Below are 20109 nucleotides of genomic sequence, written 5' to 3'. Positions count from 1 at the left end.
CTGATGGCGGCAGACGGTCCAACCGCCCCAGTCCGTGTGGACAGCTGGCTCTGGGCGGTACGACTCGCGAAGACCCGCTCCGAGGCAACGGCCGCCTGCAAGGGCGGCCACGTGCGCCTCAACGGTGACCGTGTGAAGCCCGCTCAGCGTGTACGCACGGGCGATGAGGTTCGTGTCCGGCGAAGCGGGCGAGAGCACATCGTCATCGTGCAGCGGACGATCGTCAAGCGGGTCTCGGCTGCGGTCGCGGCGGAATGTCTCATCGACAAGACACCGCCGCCGCCGGCCAAAACGGAGAGACCCGCGGCTGTCATCCGCGAGCGAGGCGCCGGGCGGCCCACGAAACGTGATCGACGTGCAATTGATCGTTTGCGCGGCCGAGGCTGACCTTGGCCTGTTGCTTTCCTCAGACTGAGGCGCTGGAGATCGCCTGAGCGACTGCCTCGCCCGCGAAGACAGCGGCTTCGTCCAGCGAATCGCCGACGAGCAGTCGCGCGACGACTGTCGCAGCGAAGATGTCACCCGCACCTTTCGCCCGCGATTCGATTCGGATGTTGCTCAGTTCGGAGGTTCCGGATGCCTCGACGACAACGTTGCCGACGTGATGAGCGTCGGAGAACGCGCTGGTGACGATGACCCAGCCGTCCGGTGCGCGAAGCGTCTCCGCGCGCTGCCGGATCAACTCCACATCGGACACCTCGCCCCCACTGAGGAGCTCCAGTTCGAATCGGTTCGGGGTCAGCCCAGACGCCAGGGGAACAAGATGCTCGGCATAGGCATCCGCGACCGCAGGATCGGTGTAGAGCCCCACATCGTCATCGCCCATCGCCGGGTCGACGATCATTCGAACATCCGGGGCGACGTCACGCAGCCTCTCGAACCACGCCGCGATGATTTGCGCCTGCTGCGGACTTGCGAGATATCCCACGAGCACGTACCTGGCTGACAGCACAGCCTCGAGGTCGACGAGGTCCTGGAGGATGCCGGAGAACCATTCGTCGGGAATCGCCCCTCCGTGCACAGTCGGATAATGCGGCAGGGTTCCGAGCAGAACCGTCGGAATCTGCACGCAGCGGTGGCCGGCTTCCGTGAGCACGCGCGATGTTGCTGTGTTGCCCACTGCGCCGTATGCCACCTGCGAGCTGATGACAACGACATCCACGGGTCGGGTGTCCATCTCCCACCCACTGGTCAGTGCGGTGACATCGGAGGTCATGCGTCGGTGCCATCCGTGGGGTTCGGCCAGTAGTAGCTGTCCGGGACGCTGCGAGAGCCGAAGATCGCCTGGCCGACGCGAACCGTGGTCGCGCCTTCCTCCACCGCGGCCTCATAGTCGCCGGACATGCCCATTGAGAGCTTCTCCGGGCGCAGCCCTCCCGGTGCCAGATCGCACACGCGATCACGCAGGGACCGCAATGTCTGGAAGCATGAGCGAACTCGCTCCTCATCCGAGCTGAAGATGGCGAGGGTCATGAAACCCACGACGTTGAGGCGATCGAACGCCGGCAGCTGGGCGACGAAGCCGTCCACAGCATCCGGGTCAAGTCCGAACTTGCTCTCCTCGGCGGACGTGTTGACCTGCACGTAGACATCGAGCGTGCGGTCCTCGATCTCAAGTCGCCGCTGAAGCGCCTCTGCCGCTTTGAGCCGATCGAGGGCGTGGAACTCGCTCGCAAACCGGGCGACGAATTTGGCTTTGTTCGTCTGCAGATGGCCGATCACAGCCCACCGGAGGTCAGGGATATCTGCGAGGTTCTCGGACTTGCGCAGGGCCTCCTGGACCTTGTTCTCACCGAGGAACGTCGCTCCTGCCTTGATCGCGAGACGCAGCCGTTCCTCTGGCACCGTCTTGCTCACCGGCAGGAGCCGAACATCCTCCGGATCGCGCCCAGCGCGTCGCGCCGCAGCATCGATCCGCTGACGGACGTCTCGGATGTTCTCAGCGAACTGCTCGGTAGTCTCTGCCGTCGGATACGCCGGCGCTGTGACCTCCGCATCATCACTCACGGATCGCACTCACTTTCGTCGCAATGGCTGCGGATCGTTCTCTGTGCCCCCGGCAGGATTCGAACCTGCGACCAAGAGATTAGAAGGCTCCTGCTCTATCCCCTGAGCTACGGAGGCGGACACTCACAGGATAACGCAGATGGAGGCGAGCGTGAATCCGCACGGGCCTGGTGCGGCGAGAAGGAACGAGGCCCGTATCCGAGCTGACATTCATCAACTCGCACACGGGCCTCGCCCATCTTGGGGTGAGTAACGGGGCTTGAACCCGCGACCTCCTGGACCACAACCAGGCGCTCTACCAGCTGAGCTATACCCACCATGCGCGGTTGTTCGCACGGGAAGCGAACAACAGCAACCACACGATTGTATTACACCTTCGGAGTGGTTTGCGACTTGACGGCATCCGCGGCCTGTCGCGCCTCATCGGAGCTCGGCCCGGGCTGCTCCACGAACACGATCGACCGGTAGTACTGCAGTTCTCTGATCGACTCGAGGATGTCTGCCAGAGCGCGGTGACCGCCGTCTTTCTCGGGAGCGTTGTAGTACGCACGCGGGTACCAGCGCTTGGCGAGCTCCTTGATCGAGGAGACGTCTACGTTGCGGTAGTGCAGGTGCGCGTCGAGTCTCGGCATGTACTTGGCGAGGAATGCCCGATCGGTTCCGATCGTATTGCCGGCGAGAGGTGCCTTCCGCTCGTCGGGAACATGCTTCTTCACGTATTCGAGCACACGCTCTTCGGCTTCTCTAACGCTGAGCCCGGCGGGGATCTCGTCGATCAGCCCCGACGTACGATGCATCGTCGTGACGAACTCGTTCATGTGCTCCAGAGCGGAGCTGCTCGGCTTGATGACGAGGTCGAGGCCCTCGTCGACGATGTTCAGTTCGAAGTCAGTGATGACGACGGCCACCTCGACCAGTTCATCGACGGAAACGTCCAGCCCCGTCATCTCACAGTCGATCCATACCAGCCGGTCGTTGTGCGTGCTCATACCTCCCATGTTATCCGCGCCTCCGACACTCGCCCTCACCGCCTAGGCTGGAGTGGCCGGCACAGGTGGAGGTGGCGATGATCGAGATGGATGCCGATGCGTTCGAGGAACTCGTGAGCGATGAGTTCGATCGGCTTCCGGACGACATGCTCTCCGGCTTAGACAACGTGGCGATCTTCATCGAAGACCTTCCCGAAGACGGCTCGATGAATCTGCTCGGCCTCTATCACGGGATCGCCCTCACTGAGCGCGGACAGTACGGATTCGGCGAACTGCCTGACACCATCAGCATCTACCGCATTCCACTACTTTCCATCGTCGATTCGCTCGAACAGCTCCGCGAGCAGGTGCACATCACTCTCGTTCACGAGATCGCCCATTTTTACGGCATCGATGACGACGAGTTGCATCGTCTCGGGTGGGCCTGACCGATCGAGTGCGGCCGCGCCACTAACCTCGAAGAGGAAGAGATTCGGGAGGCCGCAATGGGGTTTGGACGCGCGATCGGCATTGCCGCGGGCACGGTCGTGATCCTGGCTGTCGGCCTCTACGGGCCGGCGGCGCTCCTTGCCCCGCTTCCGCACGCCGAGATGACGGCGACGAAGGTGGAACGCGATTCGAACGGTACGCCTCCGGTCCTTCCCGAAGCCGGCGCCAGCGCCCTGACGGAGAGCGCAGACGGGCCGGTCATGGTCACGGCGGGCGAGAGCGAGCAGCTTCCTATGGCGGGCATCGCAAAGGTGCTCACGGCCCTCGTGGTTCTCGATGAGAAGCCGATGGATGCCGATGAAGACGGTGAGCTCGTTCCGATCACGTCCGAAGACTTCCTGATCTATAACGACTACCGGGATGCCGGTGCTCGGGTTGTGACTGTCTACACCGACGACACGTGGACGCAGCGCGATGTGCTGCAGGCGATGCTTCAGGGCTCCAGCAACAACCACGCAGACACTCTTGCGGCGTGGGCTTTCGGCTCAGTTGATGAGTACGTTGCGGCCGCAAACGATTGGCTCGCCGAGCACGATCTTTCCGAGACGTCCGTCGTCGATGCCACAGGGCTCTCGCCGGACGACGTCTCGACGGCATCCGACCTCGCCCGTCTCGCCGCTCTCGCCATGGATAACCCGGTGATCCCCTCGATTCTCGACGACCCGGTCGATGGGATCGCAGAAGAGCGCGGCGTCGAGAACACCACGCAGTACATGGAGGATCGCGGTGTCACAGGCATTTCTCGCAGCTATACGGATGCCGCGGGAATCTGTCTCCTGTTCGCCGCGACGATCACGGTCGACGACGCGTCCTACACGTTCTACGGTTCGATGATCCGTCAGCCCGACTGGGACTCCCTGGACTCCGCGATGTCCGCCCTGATGGACAACGCCGAAGCCGGCGTCACGTCGGGGCAGGTTCTCGAGCCAGGCACCGTGGTCGCGGAATTCTCGACGCTATGGGGAGAGCAGTCACAGGGCGTGATCGGTTCCTCCACGCCGTCAGTGCGGTGGGTCGCGGCGGCCCCGAAGGTGTCAGTCTCGAGCGATGAGTTCTCCGTGGGGGCTGCGGGGGACATCGTTGGGCGCGCGTCCGTCTCCGAGGGCGCCAGCGTGACAGACATCCCGGTGAAACTCGATCAGTCGATCTACGCGCCTGATGTGTTCTGGCGGCTCACGCACCCTCTCGAGCTGATCCCCCTGATGTGGGACCAACTTCTCGGCCACTGACCTCGTCAGCTGCGAGAACGAGATCAGCAGATGACACCGGGTTCTCGCGTTCGATGAATGCACGCACCTGATCGCTCCACATCTCCCAGTGATCATCGAACGCGCCGTCGTCTCGCCGGAGAGCGCGCTCCTTCCGCGTCTCCGGTGCGCCATCGATCCACACGCGCAGATCAGCGAGCACTGCGTTCTCGCGTGTCAACACTCCGCATCCTTCGATGAGAAGCGCCGCGTCAGACCGAACAGCGTGCCATTCCGCACGTTCTCCGCGATGCCAGTCGTACCGCTGCCATCGCCCCTCAGCTCCGCGTACTCGCGGCTCGAGAATGTTCTGCTGGACGTAGACGCCCGCCTCGTCGAGACCGGACCAGCCCGAATACAGGTCGTCGAGCCGCACGATAGCGAGCGTCCCCTCGGGCCAGAGTTCCGCAACGACGTCTGCCGTCGAGGTCTTCCCCGCACCCGAGGGGCCGTCGAGCAGAATGACGGGATGCCGCGAGGCACTCTCCCCCGCGGCACGCACGATCTCGCGCGCGTTCGCCGTCACCTGAGACAGAGGCTCACGCAAGGATGAAGCTCCAGGTTCCGGCGAGCACCGCTCCCGTTACCGCGGCTCCCGCGATGAGCGCGCCGACCGCGATGAGCGCGAGCTCGGGCCCGCCGAAACGCGAATCGCGCGCCCATGTGCGCTTCGACGAACCGCCGAATCCCTTCGCCTCCATGGCCGTCGCGAGCTTGCTCCCCCGGCGCACCGCGAGCACCAGCAGGGCGAACGCCTGCGACCCGAAGCGTCGAATCGCTCCCGTATCGGCGACTCCGCGCGCGCGTCGAGCTTGGCCCATCGCTCGCCAGTCATCAATGAAGAGCCCGATCATCCGCATCCCGGCGAGACCGCCGAACACAAACCGCGAGGGCAGTCGCAGCACCTGAGAGAGCCCGTCGGCAAGCTCGGTCGGGTCGGTCGTCGCCATCAGGACGACGCCGGGGATGCCGATCGCGAGCACGCGCAACATGATGGCGAGGCCGAGCAGCAGCGACCCTTCCGTGATGGAGACGAAGCCGAACACGAACAGCTGCTGACCGGAGTCTTCGCCGTACAGCACGGTCGTGAGCGCGGCGAACGGTGAGGCGATCCACACCGGTGCCGTCCGAATCCAGAAGGATCGGGCGCTGAGCCCGGCGAACGACACCAGCCCGAGAGTCAGAGCCAAAGCGATGGATGCCGAGACCACGTCGACCGACAGAATCAGAGTGATGCTGATCGTCATGGCGGCGATCAGCTTCGCAGCCGGGTTGATGCGGGCTACCGCAGAGGGAGCGATCTCAGGGGTGATCGCCGTCATCGCAGGACCTCCTGCTGCTGACCCAACGCCACGGTCTCGTCGGCCAGGGCATCGATGAGAGCCCGGTCGTGCGTCACGACCGTTGCGCTTGCACCGCCTGTGACGAGGCCCTGAAGGAGGAGCGTGAGCTCTCGCCACGTATTGGCATCTTGCCCGAACGTCGGTTCATCGAGGACGAGCATGCGCGGACGCGTGGCGAGGATCGTGGCAACCGACAGTCGCCGCTTCTCACCTCCAGAGAGGGTGAACGGGTTTGCGTCGGCGACGTGCTCCAGACGAAGTCGCTGAAGAAGCTCGTCGACGCGCTGTTCGATCTCTGTCTGGCTCAGGCCAAGTGCGCGCGGACCGACTTCGAGCTCCCGGCGAACCTGCGCCGTCAGGAACTGGTGCTCGGGGTGCTGGAAGACGGTGCCGATACGCGTCAGCAGCTGGCGCGACTTCCATCGAGCAGGATGCGGCCCGATGCCGCTCGCGAGCGCTGACGTCGCTCGAAGCTCACCATCGACCGGCTTCAGCAGGCCGGCGACGGTGAGCGCGAGCGTGCTCTTGCCCGCTCCGTTCGGACCGACGATCGCAGTGGCCGTTCCCGCATGGAGCGTCAGGTCGAGGCCCGAGGCCGCGATGACTGCTTCCTTCTGCGCGAACGGGGTTCTCCCGACCGCCAGGGCACGAGCGTCCAGAAGGGCGTCTCCGGGAACCCGGACACCCGCATTCGGAACGTGCGGTGGATGCTGCGGAATCCAGATCCCTCGAGCGGCGAGGCTGGCCCCTTCTTCGCTGAGCACGGAGCCGCTTGGGCCGTCGGCGAGCACGCCCCCCTCGGGATCGAGAACCACAGCACGTGTGACGACGTCCTGCCAGACAGCCACACGGTGCTCCACGACGACGAGTGTCATCCCGCTGTCGCGGGCGACGCGGTCCACAACATCGCGAACTTCGTGGACCCCCTCGGGGTCGAGGTTCGCTGTCGGCTCATCGAGGAGCAGCAGACGTGGACGCATCGCGAGAACACCGGCGAGAACGAGACGCTGCACCTGCCCGCCAGAGAGGCGGGAGGTGGGATGGTCGAGCGGCACGTCGAGCCCGACGGCATCCAGCGCCCATCGCACGCGCCGCCAGATCTCGTCACGCTCGATGCCGAGGTTCTCGCAGCCGAACGCCACGTCATCACCAACGCGAGCCATGACGACCTGGCTGTCCGGGTCCTGCAGCACAAGGCCGACCACACCGCGGTTCTCACTCGGCCCTCTGCCATCGACAGTGATCTCGCCGCGCTGGTCGCCTTCCTCGTCGCCTCCCAGGACTCCAGCCAGGGCGTGGAGCACAGTCGATTTCCCCGCACCGGAGGCACCGAGGAGCAGGACTCGCTCCCCCGGAGCGATATCGAGATCGAGTTCGGAGACTGCGGGTCTGGAACGGCCGGCGTGCGTCCATCCCCACCCGCGGATCGAGATGTGAGCGCCACGCATCAGGACACTCTCCCCCGCGCTTCTCGGCCCGCTGCGAAGCGCGTCAGAGCGCCGGCGGAAGCCAGCCCCCGCATCGCCGCCCATGAGAGCAGACCGGCGATCACGACGCCGGAGATTGCAGCGCTGACGTAGTAGACGGCCTTGAAAGCGGGGTCCAGCACCGCGTAATCCGTGAAGGTCGTGTCGAGGAACGCCATGGCGATTCCTGCGCCGAGTCCCGAGAGCAGCGCGACGTAAATGCGGTAGTTCGAGTAGAGGAAGATCGCGAACACGATCTCGGCGCCGAGCCCCTGCACGAGGCCCCAGATGACCGTGGAGAAGCCCCAGTGGCTTCCGATGAAGGCTTCCACTGTCGCAGCGACCAACTCTGCGTAGAGCGCAGCGCCCGGCTTGCGGACGATGAGTCCGCCCAGAACGCCTGCGAAGAGCCACCCGCCGCCGAGCAGAGCGCTCAGCCCCGGCGTGACCGCCAGCGGAAGGCTGAGTGGCCCATAGGCGAAGTTCCAGAAGAGGAAGACGACTCCCGCCGCCACTCCGATGATGCTCGCAACGACGATGTCGACGACGCGCCAGCGGAGGCTGCGTCTCACCGTCTTCGGGCTCGCTGAATTGACTGTCTGCACTTTCGTGCCCCTTTCGTTGTGTGAACTGGGCACGGGTATTGAGAATGTCACTCCCTGCGCTGGCATGACCCAGATCAGGTTCGACGGTCGAAAGTTGAGAACTTTCCTCTCAGCCCGGCTCACCGGACTCCCGTGTTAACCGACAGTGTACCTGAGTGCGGATTACTTCTTCAGGGCCTTGATGATGACCTTCATCGCCTGTCCGAACGCGCACAGGAATGGGATACCGACCGCGAGCAGGGCCACGACGTTGGGTTCGAAGCGAACCCCGTCGGAAGACCGAATGTACGCGCCGACGGGAACGCTCATGCCGCCACCGCCGCCTCCGGAACCACCGGCCCGGTTATCGCCCTTCACGTCGCTCGAGGCGTCGCCTTCCCCAGCACCGAAGCCGAACGTCGCGAGCGCGACCGGCACAATCTTGATGCCGTCGACGTCGGTGACTTCTCCGTACACTGTCGAGACGCCGACAGACTTGAACTTGTCTGCGAGATCCATCGCTACGTTTGCCATGACCTAACGCTACCCCGCCTGCTCGATCCTGGACAGGCTATGGAGCATTCTCACTGTCAGAGTGTCCGGGTTCGCGCGTCCCACCCGCAGTCCCCAGCCGAGGCGCAAGCAGCGACGCTGCCGTGACGGCATCCGTACCGAATCGCTTTCGCAGCGCGTCGACTGTGCTCTCAGCCTCACGCCACTCCTCGTCAGGATCCCAGAGACCCATCATCGCACCTCCGTCCGACAGAGACTCTGCACGGACCCCGATCAGACGGACGGGGCGGCCTCGAGATCCGACACCGCGCAGCAACTCGGAACTCGACTCGTAGATGCGTCGCGCAACACTGCTCGGCTCGGGCAGCCGCCGCGACCGAGTGAGTGTCGTGAAGTCCGCGTACCGGAGCTTCACTGCGACGCCACCGGCCATCACCTGTGCGCTGCGCAGACGACTGGCGACGCGGTCGCTCAGCCGCAGCAGCTCGCGCTCCAACTGCGCGTAGTCAGTGACGTCTTCGTGGAAGGTCACCTCGTGCCCGATGCTCTTCTCAATCCGCTCGGTCTGAACCGCGCGCGGGTCACGACCGTTCGACAGATCGTGCAGCCTCGCCGCCATCGCATCTCCGACCGCCGAGCGAAGTGCGCTGATCGGTGTCTCCGCAATGTCGGCGACCGTCCGCAATCCGAGACGCGTGAGGGCCTCCTCCGTCTTGCCACCGACACCCCAGAGAGCACGGATCGACAGCGGGTGCAGGAATGTCTGCGTCTCAGCGACCGGAACGACGAGCAGACCGTCGGGTTTGGCCATTCCGGATGCCAGTTTGGCGACGAACTTCGTTCCTGCAGCCCCGACTGAGCAGGTCAGGCCCGTTTCATCGACCACGCGTCGGCGCAGGTGGCGGGCAATCTGCGCCGGGCTGCCGAGCAGACGCCCAGCACCGCTGACATCGAGAAAGGCCTCGTCGATGCTGAGCCGCTCGACCTTCGGCGTGACAGTATCGAAGATCGCCATCACACGTTCGGAGTACTCCCGGTACAGCTGATGTCGCGGGGGAAGCACGATCGCTCGCGGACACAGCTGCAGCGCGCGCGCCATCGGCATCGCCGACCCAACTCCGTATGCCCGCGCCTCATACGTTGCCGTGGTGACGACGGACCGCCCATCTCGATTGCCGACGATCACGGGCTTGCCTCGGAGCTCCGGATGATCGAGGAGCTCGACCGAGGCGAAGAACGCATCGAGATCGACGTGCAGAATGCTGGCACCCGCGTCATCGATGTGGTCGGCTGAGACCCGACGCGCGCGGCCGTCCTGACGTGACATGGTTCCATTCTCCCCCGTGCGTCTGACAGATCGTGGCAGACCGTCATACCAACGCGATCACGATCGGAAGCAGCCAATCGCGGAACGCATCGGCGTCATCGCGCAGGCTCTCGCTCACGACGATCGTCTCGGGCGCGACCACCCATGCGCCCTTCTCCGAACAGGGCAGCACGTAAAGATCGAGCCAAAATGACGACGACTGCCGCTTCAGCTCGAACTGCCGTCTCTGGACCAGACCGTAGACGTCGGCGAGAGGATGCTCGCGCTGCTCGACCGATCGCAGATATCGGAACCGCCGAATCCTCGCCCACTCGATCGCCCGGTCATAGCCTCGATACGTGATCTCCTGAAGCTCAAGTGCACGGTCGAACACCTCGAAGTGAGGTGGATGCACCTGGCTGATGAACGGTCGAGTCGCGCGAGGCACAAGACCGGCCCACCATCCGCGCCACTGCGCTGTCAGGGCATCCCTGTCGACGCCGACGGCATCCATACGCCCGAGATCAGGCTGCATCCTCGGAATCTCCGGAGCACACTCCTGCTCAAGGCTGAAGAGGTCTCGAAGGGCAAGCGCCAGCAGCAGGTCCCAGGGACAGTCTTCTGTGACCTGCCAGCGGATCGTGCCCTCGACGAGCATGCTCTCATGCTAGGACGCGGCGAAATGTACCACCAGCCCTGGAACGACGACGGCCGTCGGCACCCAGTCAGGATGCCGACGGCCGAGAGCCGCGACCTACTCGGCAGCGCGCTCGAGGATCAGCTCACGAACGCGGGCGGCGTCAGCCTGTCCACGCATCGCCTTCATGACCGCACCGATGATGGCACCGGCAGCCTGAACCTTGCCGTCCTTGATCTTCTGCAACACGTCGGGCTGTGCCGCAAGTGCCTCGTCAATCGCGGCGATGAGCGCGCCATCGTCTGAGACCACAGCGAGCCCGCGCTTCTCCACAACCTCAGAGGGTGTGCCTTCGCCGGCGATGACTCCTTCAAGCACCTGACGGGCGAGTTTGTCAGTCAGAGTTCCCTCATCGACGAGCGCGGTGAGCGCCGCGACATTCTCCGGGCTCACCAGTGACGCCGGCTCCTCATCGCGAGCGTTCGCGAGACGGGTGATCTCACCCGTCCACCACTTACGCGCAGCGGCAGGGGACGCCCCCGCGTCGATCGTCGCCGCGACCTCACCGAGAAGCCCACCATTCTGGACATCCTGGAACTCGAGATCGGTGAAGTTCCACTCCGCCTTGAGGCGCCGGCGTCGCTCCGCCGGGGGCTCGGGAAGCGCTGCACGCAGTTCCTCGATCAGCTCTGCGCTCGGAACGACGGGGAGCAGATCCGGCTCGGGGAAGTACCGGTAGTCGTCAGCGTCGCTCTTGGGACGACCCGCTGATGTCGTGCCGGTGTCTTCGTGCCAGTGACGCGTCTCCTGTGTGATCGAACCGCCAGAGGCGAGGATCGCGGCCTGGCGCCGGATTTCGTAGCGGACGGCGCGCTCGACGGACCGGAGGGAGTTCACGTTCTTCGTCTCCGTGCGCGTGCCGAGCTTCTCCTGGCCCCATGGACGCAGCGAGACGTTCGCGTCGCATCGGAGGTTCCCGCGCTCCATCCGCGCCTCCGAGATGCCGAGCGCAATCACGATGTCGCGAATGGTTGCGACGTACGCCTTCGCGATCTCCGGCGCCGCTGCCCCGGCTCCGAAGATGGGACGGGTGACGATTTCGACGAGCGGCACACCGGCGCGGTTGTAGTCGACGAGCGAGTGGTCAGCCCCCTGAATGCGGCCGCTTGTGCCAACGTGCGTCAGCTTGCCTGCATCCTCTTCCATATGCGCCCGCTCGATCGGGATCGTCCGCGTGCTGCCGTCGGAGAGCTCGACCTCGATCTCGCCGTCGAAGGCAATGGGCTCGTCATACTGCGAGATCTGGTAGTTCTTCGCAAGATCGGGATAGAAATAGTTCTTGCGCGCGAATCGCGAGGACGGCGCGATGCTGCAGCCGAGTGCGAGGCCGAGGCTGATCGAGTAGCGCACAGCTTGCTCGTTCACGACGGGAAGCGCGCCGGGCAGGCCGAGGCATACAGGCGAGACGTTCGTGTTGGGCGCGTCGCCGAAGCTGTTCGGCGCGGGTGAGAACATCTTCGTCTTCGTTCCGAGCTCCACGTGCACCTCGAACCCGAGTACGGGCTCGAAGCGCTCGATCGCCTCGTCGAAGTCCATGAGTTCTGCAGTCGACATCAGCGTGTTCCTCCCAGCTGCGGTGCCTGTGACAGAAGCGAGTGCCCCCACTGCTCTTCAAGCAGCTTCTCGAGCGACGCTCCGACCCGGTAGAGACGCGCATCTTCGCGAGCTGGCGCCATGAACTGGATGCCGACGGGGAGACCGTCTTCGGGAGCGAGACCGACCGGCACGCTGATTCCAGGAACTCCAGCGAGGTTCGCGGGAATCGTCGTGACGTCGTTGAGGTACATCGCGAGAGGATCGTCGAGCTTCTCACCGAGCTTGAATGCCGTGGTGGGAGCGCTCGGACTGGCGAGCACATCGACCTTCTCGAATGCCGCGTTGAAGTCGCGCTGAATGAGCGTGCGGACCTTCTGGGCGCTTCCGTAGTACGCGTCGTAGTACCCAGCGCTCAGAGCGTACGTTCCGAGAATGATGCGTCGTTTGACTTCTGGTCCGAAGCCTGCCTCGCGCGTTGCAGACATGACCTGCTCGACAGTTCCTCCACCCTCGGGTGTGACTCGCATGCCGAAGCGCACCGAGTCGAAGCGCGCGAGGTTGGACGAGGCTTCTGCGGGCAGAATCAGGTAGTACGCGGCGACCGCGTACTCGAAGTGCGGCGACGGAACCTCGATGATCTCGGCGCCATTCTTCTCGAGCACGTCGAGTGCTTCGTGGAAGCGGCTCTTCACACCGTCTTGGATGCCTGCGGCCAGCAGATCGGAGAGAACGCCGATCCGGAGGCCCTTCAGCCCCTCCCCCCGGGCACCCTCACGTGCGGCATCCGCCATTGACGGCCACGCATCGGGCAGCGACGTTGAGTCGTGCGGGTCGTGTCCCTGGATGACGTCCTGCAGAAGCCCCGCATCGAGAACGGTGCGGGAGACGGGTCCGATCTGGTCGAGCGATGACGCCAGCGCGATCGCGCCGTAGCGGCTGACCGCACCATACGTCGGCTTGACTCCGACTGTGCCCGTTACGTGGGCCGGCTGACGAATCGAGCCGCCGGTGTCGCTTCCGAGGGCGAGCGGTGCTTCGAACGCCGCAACGGCCGCGGCCGATCCGCCACCGGAGCCGCCCGGGATTCGGTCGAGATCCCACGGGTTGCGTGTGGGACCGAACGCCGAGTGTTCGGTCGAGGAGCCCATGGCGAATTCGTCCATGTTGGTCTTGCCGAGCGGCACGAAGCCGGCCTGCCGCGATCGCTGCACGACGGTCGCGTCGAACGGAGACATGTATCCCTCGAGCATCCGGCTGCCTGACGTCGACGGCATGTCGGTAGTCACGAGAACGTCTTTGACGGCAAGCGGAACTCCGGCGACCGGGCTGAGGTTTTCGCCGGCCGCGCGTCGACGGTCGATGTCCTCAGCGACGGAGAGTGCGTTCTCCGAAACGTGAAGGTAGGCGTGAACGTCGCCGTCGACCTCGCCGATGCGGTCCAGGTGAGCCTGCGTCGCCTCGACGGAGCTGATCTCACCGGATGAGAGCGACGACGCGAGTTCTGCGGCAGAAAGCCGTGTGATGTCTCCCACTACTGCTCCTCCCCCAGGATCGCGGAGACGACGAAGCGCTCGCCGTCGTCGTCTGGCGCGTTCTGCAACGCTTGCTTCTGCGTCAGCGTGTCGCCGACCTCGTCGGGACGATAGACGTTCTGCAGCGGAATCGGGTGACTCGTCGCAGGAACGTCGTCGGTCGCCACTTCCTGCACCTTCGCGATGCTGCTGACGATCTGGTCGAGTTCCGACGTGAGTGCGGTGATCTCCTCGGCAGTGAGCGCGATACGGGCGAGCCCCGCCAGGTGCGCCACCTGCTCCTCGGATATTTCAGACATGGATCTCCGTCATGTGGATTGTGGGATGTTCTCTCATTCTAGGATGTCAGCCCGAACTGACGTGGCCGTCCTCAGCTGCGGTTAAAGTGGTGGGGTGACTCACGACGACAACGCCGCCCCGTGGCTGGCGAGCTATGCACCAGGCGTCCCTCTCACCATCGATGCGCCGACGGGCTCTCTCGTCGACATCGTGGCAGACTCTGCACGCGAATTTCCGGACGCTGTCGCGTTGGAGTTCTTCGGCTCAGAGATGACGTATACAGAGCTGGATGCCGCGATCTCCCGCGCCGCCGAAGGCCTGCGTCGGCGCGGCGTGGAGTTCGGTGATCGGGTCGCGATCGTCCTGCCGAACTGCCCTCAGCACATCGTCGCGTTCTACGCCGTGCTCCGACTCGGAGCCATCGTCGTCGAGCACAATCCGCTCTACACTCCTCGTGAGTTGCGTCATCAGTTCGAAGATCACGGCGCGACCACCGCGATCGTCTGGAACAACGTCGTCTCCACCGTCCAGGCCTTCCCGAAGGACGTCGCTGTCACGACCCTCATCTCCGTGGATGTCGCTCAGGCGCTGCCGCTCGGAAAGCGTCTTGCGCTGCGTCTCCCGATTCCTCAGGCACGCGAATCGAGGCGCGCTCTGACAACCCGGGTCTCGGGCACCGTTCCTTGGGAGCAGATCGTCGGCTCCACGCCGATCGCCGCAGACCATCCGTTCCCCGACGTCGACGACATCGCGGTCCTCCAGTACACAAGCGGCACGACCGGATCCCCAAAGGGCGCAGTCCTCAGCCACGGAAACTTGCTCGCAAACGCCGCACAGTCCCGGGCATGGGTGCCGACGATCACCCGCGGCGACTGCGTCGTCTACGCGGTACTCCCTATGTTCCACGCGTACGGTCTGACCCTGTGCCTGACCTTCGCGATGAGCATGGGCGCTCGCCTCGTGCTTTTCCCGAAGTTCGATCCGGATCTCGTGCTGAAAGTGGTGCGGAAGCATCCGCCCACGTTCTTCCCTGCCGTCCCTCCGATCGCCGAGAGGCTTCTCGCCGCTGCCAAGACGAAGGGTGTCTCGCTCGACGGAATCGAGATCTGCATCTCCGGCGCGATGCCCCTCTCGCAGGAACTCGTCGATCCGTGGGAGAAAGCGTCGCACGGCTACCTGGTCGAAGGGTACGGGTTGAGTGAATGCTCCCCCGTGCTGATGGCGAACCCGGTGGCCGAGAATCGGAAGGCGGGAACTGTCGGTCTTCCCCTTCCTGGAACCGACGTTCGTGTCGTCGATCCGGAGAATCCCACCGAGGATGTACCGATCGGCGAAGCCGGCGAGCTGATCGTACGCGGGCCGCAGGTCTTCCGCGAGTACTTCCGCAAGCCCGAGGAGTCGGCCGCCGTCTTCGTCGATGACGGATGGTTCCGCACGGGAGACATCGTGACCCTCGATGACGATGGCTTCGTCGCGGTCGTCGATCGCATCAAGGAGCTCATCATCACGGGTGGCTTCAACGTCTCACCTTCGGAGGTGGAGAACGCGCTGCGCTCCCACAGCAGCGTCGCGGACGCCGCGGTGGTCGGGCTTCCCAACTCACATTCTGGAGAAGACGTCGTCGCCGCGGTCGTCGCCGCTCCCGGAGAGAGCATCGATCCCGAGGAGCTCCGCGAGTACGCGCGTGAGATCTTGACTCCCTACAAGGTTCCGCGTCGTGTCGTCCAGATGGATGATCTGCCGAAGTCGCTCATCGGAAAGGTGCTGCGCAAGGAGGTCCGCGAAGCACTTTTGGCCGAGGAGGACTAGCGACCGCTACGTCTCCTCGGGAGTCTCCGCCGCATCATCGCTCTTCCCGGTGAGGAAGGTCGGCCCCTCGGTGACGAGTCGCGCAAACTGCTCTGCGTCGATCACGGGAACGCCGAGCTCTTCCGCGCGTGCGAGCTTCGAACCTGCCCCGGGGCCGGCTGCGACGAAATCGGTCTTCTTCGAGACGCTCGACGCCGCCTTGCCGCCCGCCTGGATGATGGCCTCTTTCGCACCATCTCGCGTGAACCCTTCCAGGGAGCCGGTCGCGACGACCGTCAGCCCACTGAGGACGCCGCCTTCGCGGGCCGCCGCTCCGGGCCCCGGGTGCCCCGGAGTGCTGAACTGCACGCCAGCGGCCGACCAGCTCTCGACGATATCGCGGTGCCAGTCCACATCGAACCACTCGAGGACGGAATCCGCGATGATCCCGCCGACACCCTCGACGTCTGCGAGTTCTTCTCGCGACGCAGAGCGGATGGCATCAAGAGACCCGAACCATTCCGCGAGAGCGCGGGCCGCGACAGGGCCGACGTGGCGGATGTTCAACGCCACGAGCAGACGCCACAGAGGTTTCGTCTTCGCCGCGTCCAGCTCACGCAGCAGCGTCTCCGCCTGAACCGAGGGATAGGTAGCCCGATAGTCCTTCCGAATGCGGCGACGGCGGCGCTCAGCAGCATCCAATCCCTCCGCCTCCGGCGGGTATTCGAGCTTGACCTTCTTGAACGGCGTCCGCTGCTTCGGCTCTCCGCCCTCGATCTCCTCGAGTCCGGTCTCCGCGTCCTTCACAACCACCTCGACGTCCATGATGTCGTCGATCGTGAGCGAGAAGAGTCCTGCTTCGGTGACGAGAGGCGGCACCTTGGGAACGAACGGCTGCGTCAGTGCAGCCGCGGTTACTTCGCCGAGCGCGTCGATGTCGAGCGCTCCGCGGCTGCCGATGTGCTCGACCCTGCCCCGCACCTGAGCCGGGCACGATCGCGAATTGGGGCACCTCAGGTCGATGTCGCCCTCCTTTGCAGGGCGCAGCGTCGAGCCGCACTCCGGGCATTCGGCTGGCATCACGAACTCGCGTTCGGTGCCATCTCGCAGATCGACGACCGGTCCGAGAATCTCCGGGATCACGTCACCTGCTTTGCGAAGCACGACCGTGTCGCCGATCAGCACACCCTTGGCTTTCACCACGTCTTTGTTGTGCAGCGTCGCCTGGCTCACCGTGGACCCCGCGACTCGCACGGGCTCCACAACCGCATACGGTGTCGCACGACCCGTCCGACCGACACTGACGACGATGTCGAGCAGCGTCGTGTTCACCTGCTCTGGCGGGTACTTGAAAGCAGTGGCCCAGCGCGGCGCACGACTCGTCGCCCCGAGCTCGTCATGCAGCGCGAGCTCGTCGATTTTGATGACGATGCCATCAATTTCGTGCTCGACCGAACCCCGGTTCTCGCCGTAGTAATGGATGAAGTCGACCACACCGTCGATGTCGTCGAAGACGCGATAGTGGCTGGAGGTCGGCAGCCCCCATTCGGCGAGCAGATCGTAGATCTCTGACTGGCTCTGCACGGGAGGATTCGCCCACGCGCCGATGCCGTGCACGAGCATCTGCAGCCGAGAGAGACGGTCGCGCATGAGGCGCCGCTGCTCGTCGGTCTTGCCCTCGGACTTCTGTCTCAAGCTGCCGCTCGCGGCATTGCGAGGGTTCGCGAAGACCTTCTCACCCGATTCCTGCTGACGCTCGTTCAGCGCTGTGAACGCGGCCACCGGGAAGAAGATCTCTCCTCGCACCTCGACGCGATCAGGATGCCCCGTTCCGGCGAGTCTGCGCGGGATGGACGGAATGTAGCGGACATTCTCGGTGACGTCTTCTCCCACCACGCCGTCGCCGCGGGTCGCGGCGCTCACGAGCATCCCCTTCTCATATCGGAGATTCACCGCGAGTCCATCGATCTTGAGTTCTGTGAGATATCGCACGTGACGGCCGGCCGCCTTCTCTGTGCGTGCGGCCCATTCCCGAAGCTCGTCGTCGCTGAAGACGTTGTCGAGACTCAGCATCCGCTCAGCATGGACGACAGGAGCGAACAGTGTCGTCTCGGCTCGGCCTCCGACGGTCTGCGTCGGGGAATCCTGCCCCTGAAGCTCCGGGAACTGGTGCTCGATGTGCTCGAGCCGGTGCATCAGCTCGTCGTACTCGGCATCCGAGACGAGCGAGGTGTCTTCACCGTAGTAGGCATCGCGCAGCTCGATGATGCGCGAAGTCAGGGAGCGAGACTCCTCGGCGGCCTGCTCGAAAGTCATGTCTTGTGCGTCGGTCACGATGCCAAGTCTAGGAGCTTCCTCCGACAGGCCGTGCGGGTTCGTGAAGTACCACAGGGGACGTTTGCCCACCAGGGTGGGTTACAGTGTTTCCGTGGGACAGAATGCGGACCCGTACCGGGTCGAATCCGTCGATCGGGCGATGCTCCTGCTCGATCTGCTGACCGAGCACGGAACCCTGAGCGTCACGGACGCCGCCAAAGCGCTCTCGGTCGCTCCGTCGACAGCCCACAGGCTTCTCACCACCATGACCCATCGAGGCTTCGTTGAGCAGGGTGAGAAGCGGCTGTACCACCCCGGCCCCAAGCTGACCGGGCAGAAGACCGACGGAAACCAGCTGCGTCGCATCGTGAAGTCGATGCGCCCGCACATCGAGCGGCTCTCCCACACGCTCGATGAGACCGCGCATCTGCTCATCCTCACCGGCCCCGACGTCCGCTTCCTCGACGGAGTCGAAGGCACTCAGTGGCTGAGGGTCAGCCTGCGCATCGGCTCGCGCACGCCCGCTGTCGCGACCTCCGGCGGCAAGGCGATGCTCGCCGACCTCGGCGAGAACTCCATCGCTGCGCTGTATCCCACGGGTCTCCCCCACTGGCGCGGTGAGGAGCCCCGATCGGCAGACGAGCTTCGCCGCGAACTCCGGCACATTCGCGCTCGCGGCTACGCGGTCAACTTCGGAGAGAGCGAGCCGGATGTCGTCGCCGTCGGCGTCTGCGTGGGCCGGGAACCCTCACTCGCGCTGTCGGTGGCTGTTCCCCGGCAGCGGTACGACGAGAACGTCGAGCGGAAGCTCGCTCGCGAACTGCTCGCCACCGCGGCATCCATTGGTCGCTGACCCCCGCCGACCACTGTGGCCGGACGCTCAGGCGCCCACGGGAACCGCGCTCACCGTCCGGTCGATCGTGAACTGTCCCAGCACGCGCGTTCCGGCGTAGAGAACAGCCGTCTGCCCGGGGGCGACTCCATCGAGTGGGGTCTCCGGTCGAACGACGACCTCGGGTTCGCCTGTCTCCGCAGACGTCGAGACAACGGCGGTTGCGGGCACCGGGTCAGCATGAGCGCGGATCTGCACGTGCACGTCGAACTCAGATTCAGGATGCCGCGGCGGCAGCCCCGCCCAGCTGTGACGCTGCCCTGCGATCTCAGCGACGGCCAGAGCCTCCTTCGGACCGACCACGACCTCGTTCGACTTCGGCTTGACCTCAAGCACGAAGCGCGGACGACCGTCGGGAGCCGGCACACCGAGGTTCAGCCCGCGGCGCTGACCGACCGTGTAGGCGTGAGCGCCTTCGTGGCTGCCGACGACGGTTCCTTCTCGATCGACGATCTGCCCGGTCTCGGAGCCCACGTGCTCGGCGAGCCACCCCCTGGTGTCTCCGTCGGGAATGAAGCAGATGTCATGACTGTCGGGCTTGCTCGCCACGGTGAAGCCGCGACGCGCCGCTTCTTCTCGGACGAGATCCTTCGAGGGGGTGTCCCCCAGCGGGAAGACCGCGTGCTCAAGCTGCTCTGCGGTGAGAACGCCGAGAACGTATGACTGATCCTTTGCCCAGGCGCTCGCACGGTGGAGCTCTCGGTTTCCCTCGTCGTCGAGCCGAATCGAGGCGTAGTGACCGGTGCAGACCGCGTCGAACCCAAGGTCCAGCGCCTTCTCGAGGAGCGCCGCGAACTTGATCTTCTCGTTGCAGCGCATGCACGGATTTGGCGTGCGGCCAGCGGCATACTCCGCGATGAAGTCGTCCACGACGTCAGATTTGAAACGCTCGGAGAAGTCCCACACGTAGTACGGGATGCCGATCATGTTCGCAGCCCGTTGGGCATCCATGGAGTCTTCGATCGTGCAGCACCCGCGGCTTCCGGTGCGCAGAGTTCCAGGCATACGGCTGAGCGCCAGATGTACGCCGACGACCTCGTGACCCGCGTCGACGACGCGCGCCGCAGCAACCGCCGAGTCGACGCCTCCGGACATGGCAGCGAGAATCTTCATCGTTCCAGTGTA

The 20109-nt window shown here is 64.7% G+C and carries 20 protein-coding genes, 2 tRNA genes and 1 riboswitch; of the genes, 5 read left to right on the top strand and 17 right to left on the bottom strand.

Annotated features, from left to right (window positions below; genetic code table 11):
• The first annotated feature begins 3 nt into the window (after positions 1–3).
• Positions 4–387: an RNA-binding S4 domain-containing protein gene (locus ACSAGD_RS05815; RefSeq protein WP_437584778.1), complete on the top strand. Its 384-nt coding sequence runs from the start codon at positions 4–6 to the stop codon at positions 385–387.
• Positions 388–406: 19 nt separating this feature from the next.
• Here ACSAGD_RS05815 and ACSAGD_RS05810 read toward each other — a convergent pair whose 3' ends face one another.
• The 5 genes from ACSAGD_RS05810 to orn form a co-directional block, all read right to left on the bottom strand.
• Positions 407–1216, bottom strand: a complete 810-nt coding sequence (locus ACSAGD_RS05810) for a PfkB family carbohydrate kinase (protein WP_437584777.1) — start codon at positions 1214–1216, stop codon at positions 407–409.
• The gene (locus ACSAGD_RS05805; RefSeq protein ID WP_437584776.1) at positions 1213–2007 is read right to left on the bottom strand and encodes a YggS family pyridoxal phosphate-dependent enzyme; all 795 of its coding nucleotides are present in this window, start codon (positions 2005–2007) and stop codon (positions 1213–1215) included. The genes ACSAGD_RS05810 and ACSAGD_RS05805 overlap by 4 nt, the downstream gene beginning before the upstream one ends.
• Positions 2008–2051: 44 nt before the next feature.
• Positions 2052–2124, bottom strand: a tRNA-Arg gene (locus ACSAGD_RS05800).
• A gap of 124 nt (positions 2125–2248) precedes the next feature.
• Positions 2249–2324 (bottom strand) — tRNA-His (locus ACSAGD_RS05795).
• A gap of 51 nt (positions 2325–2375) precedes the next feature.
• Positions 2376–2996 carry an oligoribonuclease gene (orn, locus tag ACSAGD_RS05790; protein ID WP_437584775.1) on the bottom strand — a complete coding sequence of 207 codons (621 nt, stop codon included), beginning with the start codon at positions 2994–2996 and terminating at the stop codon, positions 2376–2378.
• A 77-nt stretch (positions 2997–3073) separates the two neighbouring features.
• Here orn and ACSAGD_RS05785 point away from each other — a divergent pair, with 77 nt between their 5' ends.
• The gene (locus ACSAGD_RS05785) at positions 3074–3424 is read left to right on the top strand and encodes a metallopeptidase family protein (protein WP_437584774.1); all 351 of its coding nucleotides are present in this window, start codon (positions 3074–3076) and stop codon (positions 3422–3424) included.
• A 57-nt stretch (positions 3425–3481) separates the two neighbouring features.
• Positions 3482–4714, top strand: a complete 1233-nt coding sequence (locus tag ACSAGD_RS05780; RefSeq protein WP_437584773.1) for a D-alanyl-D-alanine carboxypeptidase family protein — start codon at positions 3482–3484, stop codon at positions 4712–4714.
• Here ACSAGD_RS05780 and ACSAGD_RS05775 read toward each other — a convergent pair.
• The 10 genes from ACSAGD_RS05775 to gatC form a co-directional block, all read right to left on the bottom strand.
• Positions 4659–5279, bottom strand: coding sequence for a hypothetical protein (locus ACSAGD_RS05775; protein ID WP_437584772.1), 621 nt, complete (start codon positions 5277–5279; stop codon positions 4659–4661). The genes ACSAGD_RS05780 and ACSAGD_RS05775 overlap by 56 nt on opposite strands.
• On the bottom strand, positions 5272–6054 hold the full coding sequence (locus ACSAGD_RS05770; protein WP_437584771.1) for an energy-coupling factor transporter transmembrane component T family protein: 783 nt from the start codon (positions 6052–6054) through the stop codon (positions 5272–5274). The genes ACSAGD_RS05775 and ACSAGD_RS05770 overlap by 8 nt, the downstream gene beginning before the upstream one ends.
• Positions 6051–7523: an ABC transporter ATP-binding protein gene (locus tag ACSAGD_RS05765; RefSeq protein WP_437584770.1), complete on the bottom strand. Its 1473-nt coding sequence runs from the start codon at positions 7521–7523 to the stop codon at positions 6051–6053. Before ACSAGD_RS05765 ends, ACSAGD_RS05770 begins: the two co-directional genes overlap by 4 nt.
• Positions 7523–8146 carry an ECF transporter S component gene (locus tag ACSAGD_RS05760; RefSeq protein WP_437584769.1) on the bottom strand — a complete coding sequence of 208 codons (624 nt, stop codon included), beginning with the start codon at positions 8144–8146 and terminating at the stop codon, positions 7523–7525. The genes ACSAGD_RS05765 and ACSAGD_RS05760 overlap by 1 nt, the downstream gene beginning before the upstream one ends.
• Positions 8147–8180: 34 nt before the next feature.
• A riboswitch (TPP riboswitch) is annotated at positions 8181–8290 on the bottom strand.
• 18 nt (positions 8291–8308) lie between these two features.
• The gene (locus tag ACSAGD_RS05755) at positions 8309–8659 is read right to left on the bottom strand and encodes a spore germination protein GerW family protein (RefSeq protein ID WP_437584768.1); all 351 of its coding nucleotides are present in this window, start codon (positions 8657–8659) and stop codon (positions 8309–8311) included.
• Positions 8660–8696: 37 nt separating this feature from the next.
• A complete protein-coding gene (locus ACSAGD_RS05750) occupies positions 8697–9965 on the bottom strand; it encodes a DNA polymerase IV (protein ID WP_437584767.1) in 1269 nt (422 codons plus the stop codon).
• 43 nt (positions 9966–10008) lie between these two features.
• Entirely contained in the window at positions 10009–10602 is a 594-nt protein-coding gene (locus ACSAGD_RS05745) for a hypothetical protein (RefSeq protein WP_437584766.1), read from the bottom strand.
• A gap of 96 nt (positions 10603–10698) precedes the next feature.
• Complete coding sequence (gatB, locus tag ACSAGD_RS05740; protein WP_437584765.1) at positions 10699–12195, bottom strand: Asp-tRNA(Asn)/Glu-tRNA(Gln) amidotransferase subunit GatB; 1497 nt, start codon at positions 12193–12195, stop codon at positions 10699–10701.
• Positions 12195–13709 (bottom strand): Asp-tRNA(Asn)/Glu-tRNA(Gln) amidotransferase subunit GatA, encoded by a 1515-nt coding sequence (gatA, locus tag ACSAGD_RS05735; RefSeq protein WP_437584764.1) that lies wholly within the window; start codon positions 13707–13709, stop codon positions 12195–12197. Before gatA ends, gatB begins: the two co-directional genes overlap by 1 nt.
• A complete protein-coding gene (gene gatC / locus ACSAGD_RS05730) occupies positions 13709–14008 on the bottom strand; it encodes an Asp-tRNA(Asn)/Glu-tRNA(Gln) amidotransferase subunit GatC (RefSeq protein ID WP_437584763.1) in 300 nt (99 codons plus the stop codon). The genes gatA and gatC overlap by 1 nt, the downstream gene beginning before the upstream one ends.
• A gap of 94 nt (positions 14009–14102) precedes the next feature.
• Here gatC and ACSAGD_RS05725 point away from each other — a divergent pair, with 94 nt between their 5' ends.
• A complete protein-coding gene (locus ACSAGD_RS05725; RefSeq protein WP_437584762.1) occupies positions 14103–15797 on the top strand; it encodes a long-chain-fatty-acid--CoA ligase in 1695 nt (564 codons plus the stop codon).
• A gap of 6 nt (positions 15798–15803) precedes the next feature.
• On the opposite strand, the gene ligA is transcribed toward ACSAGD_RS05725, so the two are convergent.
• A complete protein-coding gene (gene ligA, locus ACSAGD_RS05720; protein WP_437585115.1) occupies positions 15804–18092 on the bottom strand; it encodes an NAD-dependent DNA ligase LigA in 2289 nt (762 codons plus the stop codon).
• 112 nt (positions 18093–18204) lie between these two features.
• Here ligA and ACSAGD_RS05715 point away from each other — a divergent pair, with 112 nt between their 5' ends.
• On the top strand, positions 18205–18945 hold the full coding sequence (locus ACSAGD_RS05715) for an IclR family transcriptional regulator (protein WP_437584761.1): 741 nt from the start codon (positions 18205–18207) through the stop codon (positions 18943–18945).
• 27 nt (positions 18946–18972) lie between these two features.
• Here ACSAGD_RS05715 and mnmA read toward each other — a convergent pair whose 3' ends face one another.
• Positions 18973–20097 (bottom strand): tRNA 2-thiouridine(34) synthase MnmA, encoded by a 1125-nt coding sequence (gene mnmA / locus ACSAGD_RS05710; RefSeq protein ID WP_437584760.1) that lies wholly within the window; start codon positions 20095–20097, stop codon positions 18973–18975.
• Positions 20098–20109: the final 12 nt, after the last annotated feature.

It is taken from the genome of Paramicrobacterium salitolerans (assembly GCF_051513965.1).
Lineage (GTDB): Bacteria > Actinomycetota > Actinomycetes > Actinomycetales > Microbacteriaceae > Paramicrobacterium.
The sequence above is the reverse complement of the archived record's forward strand: the minus strand, read 5'-3'. Positions and strand labels throughout refer to the sequence as shown.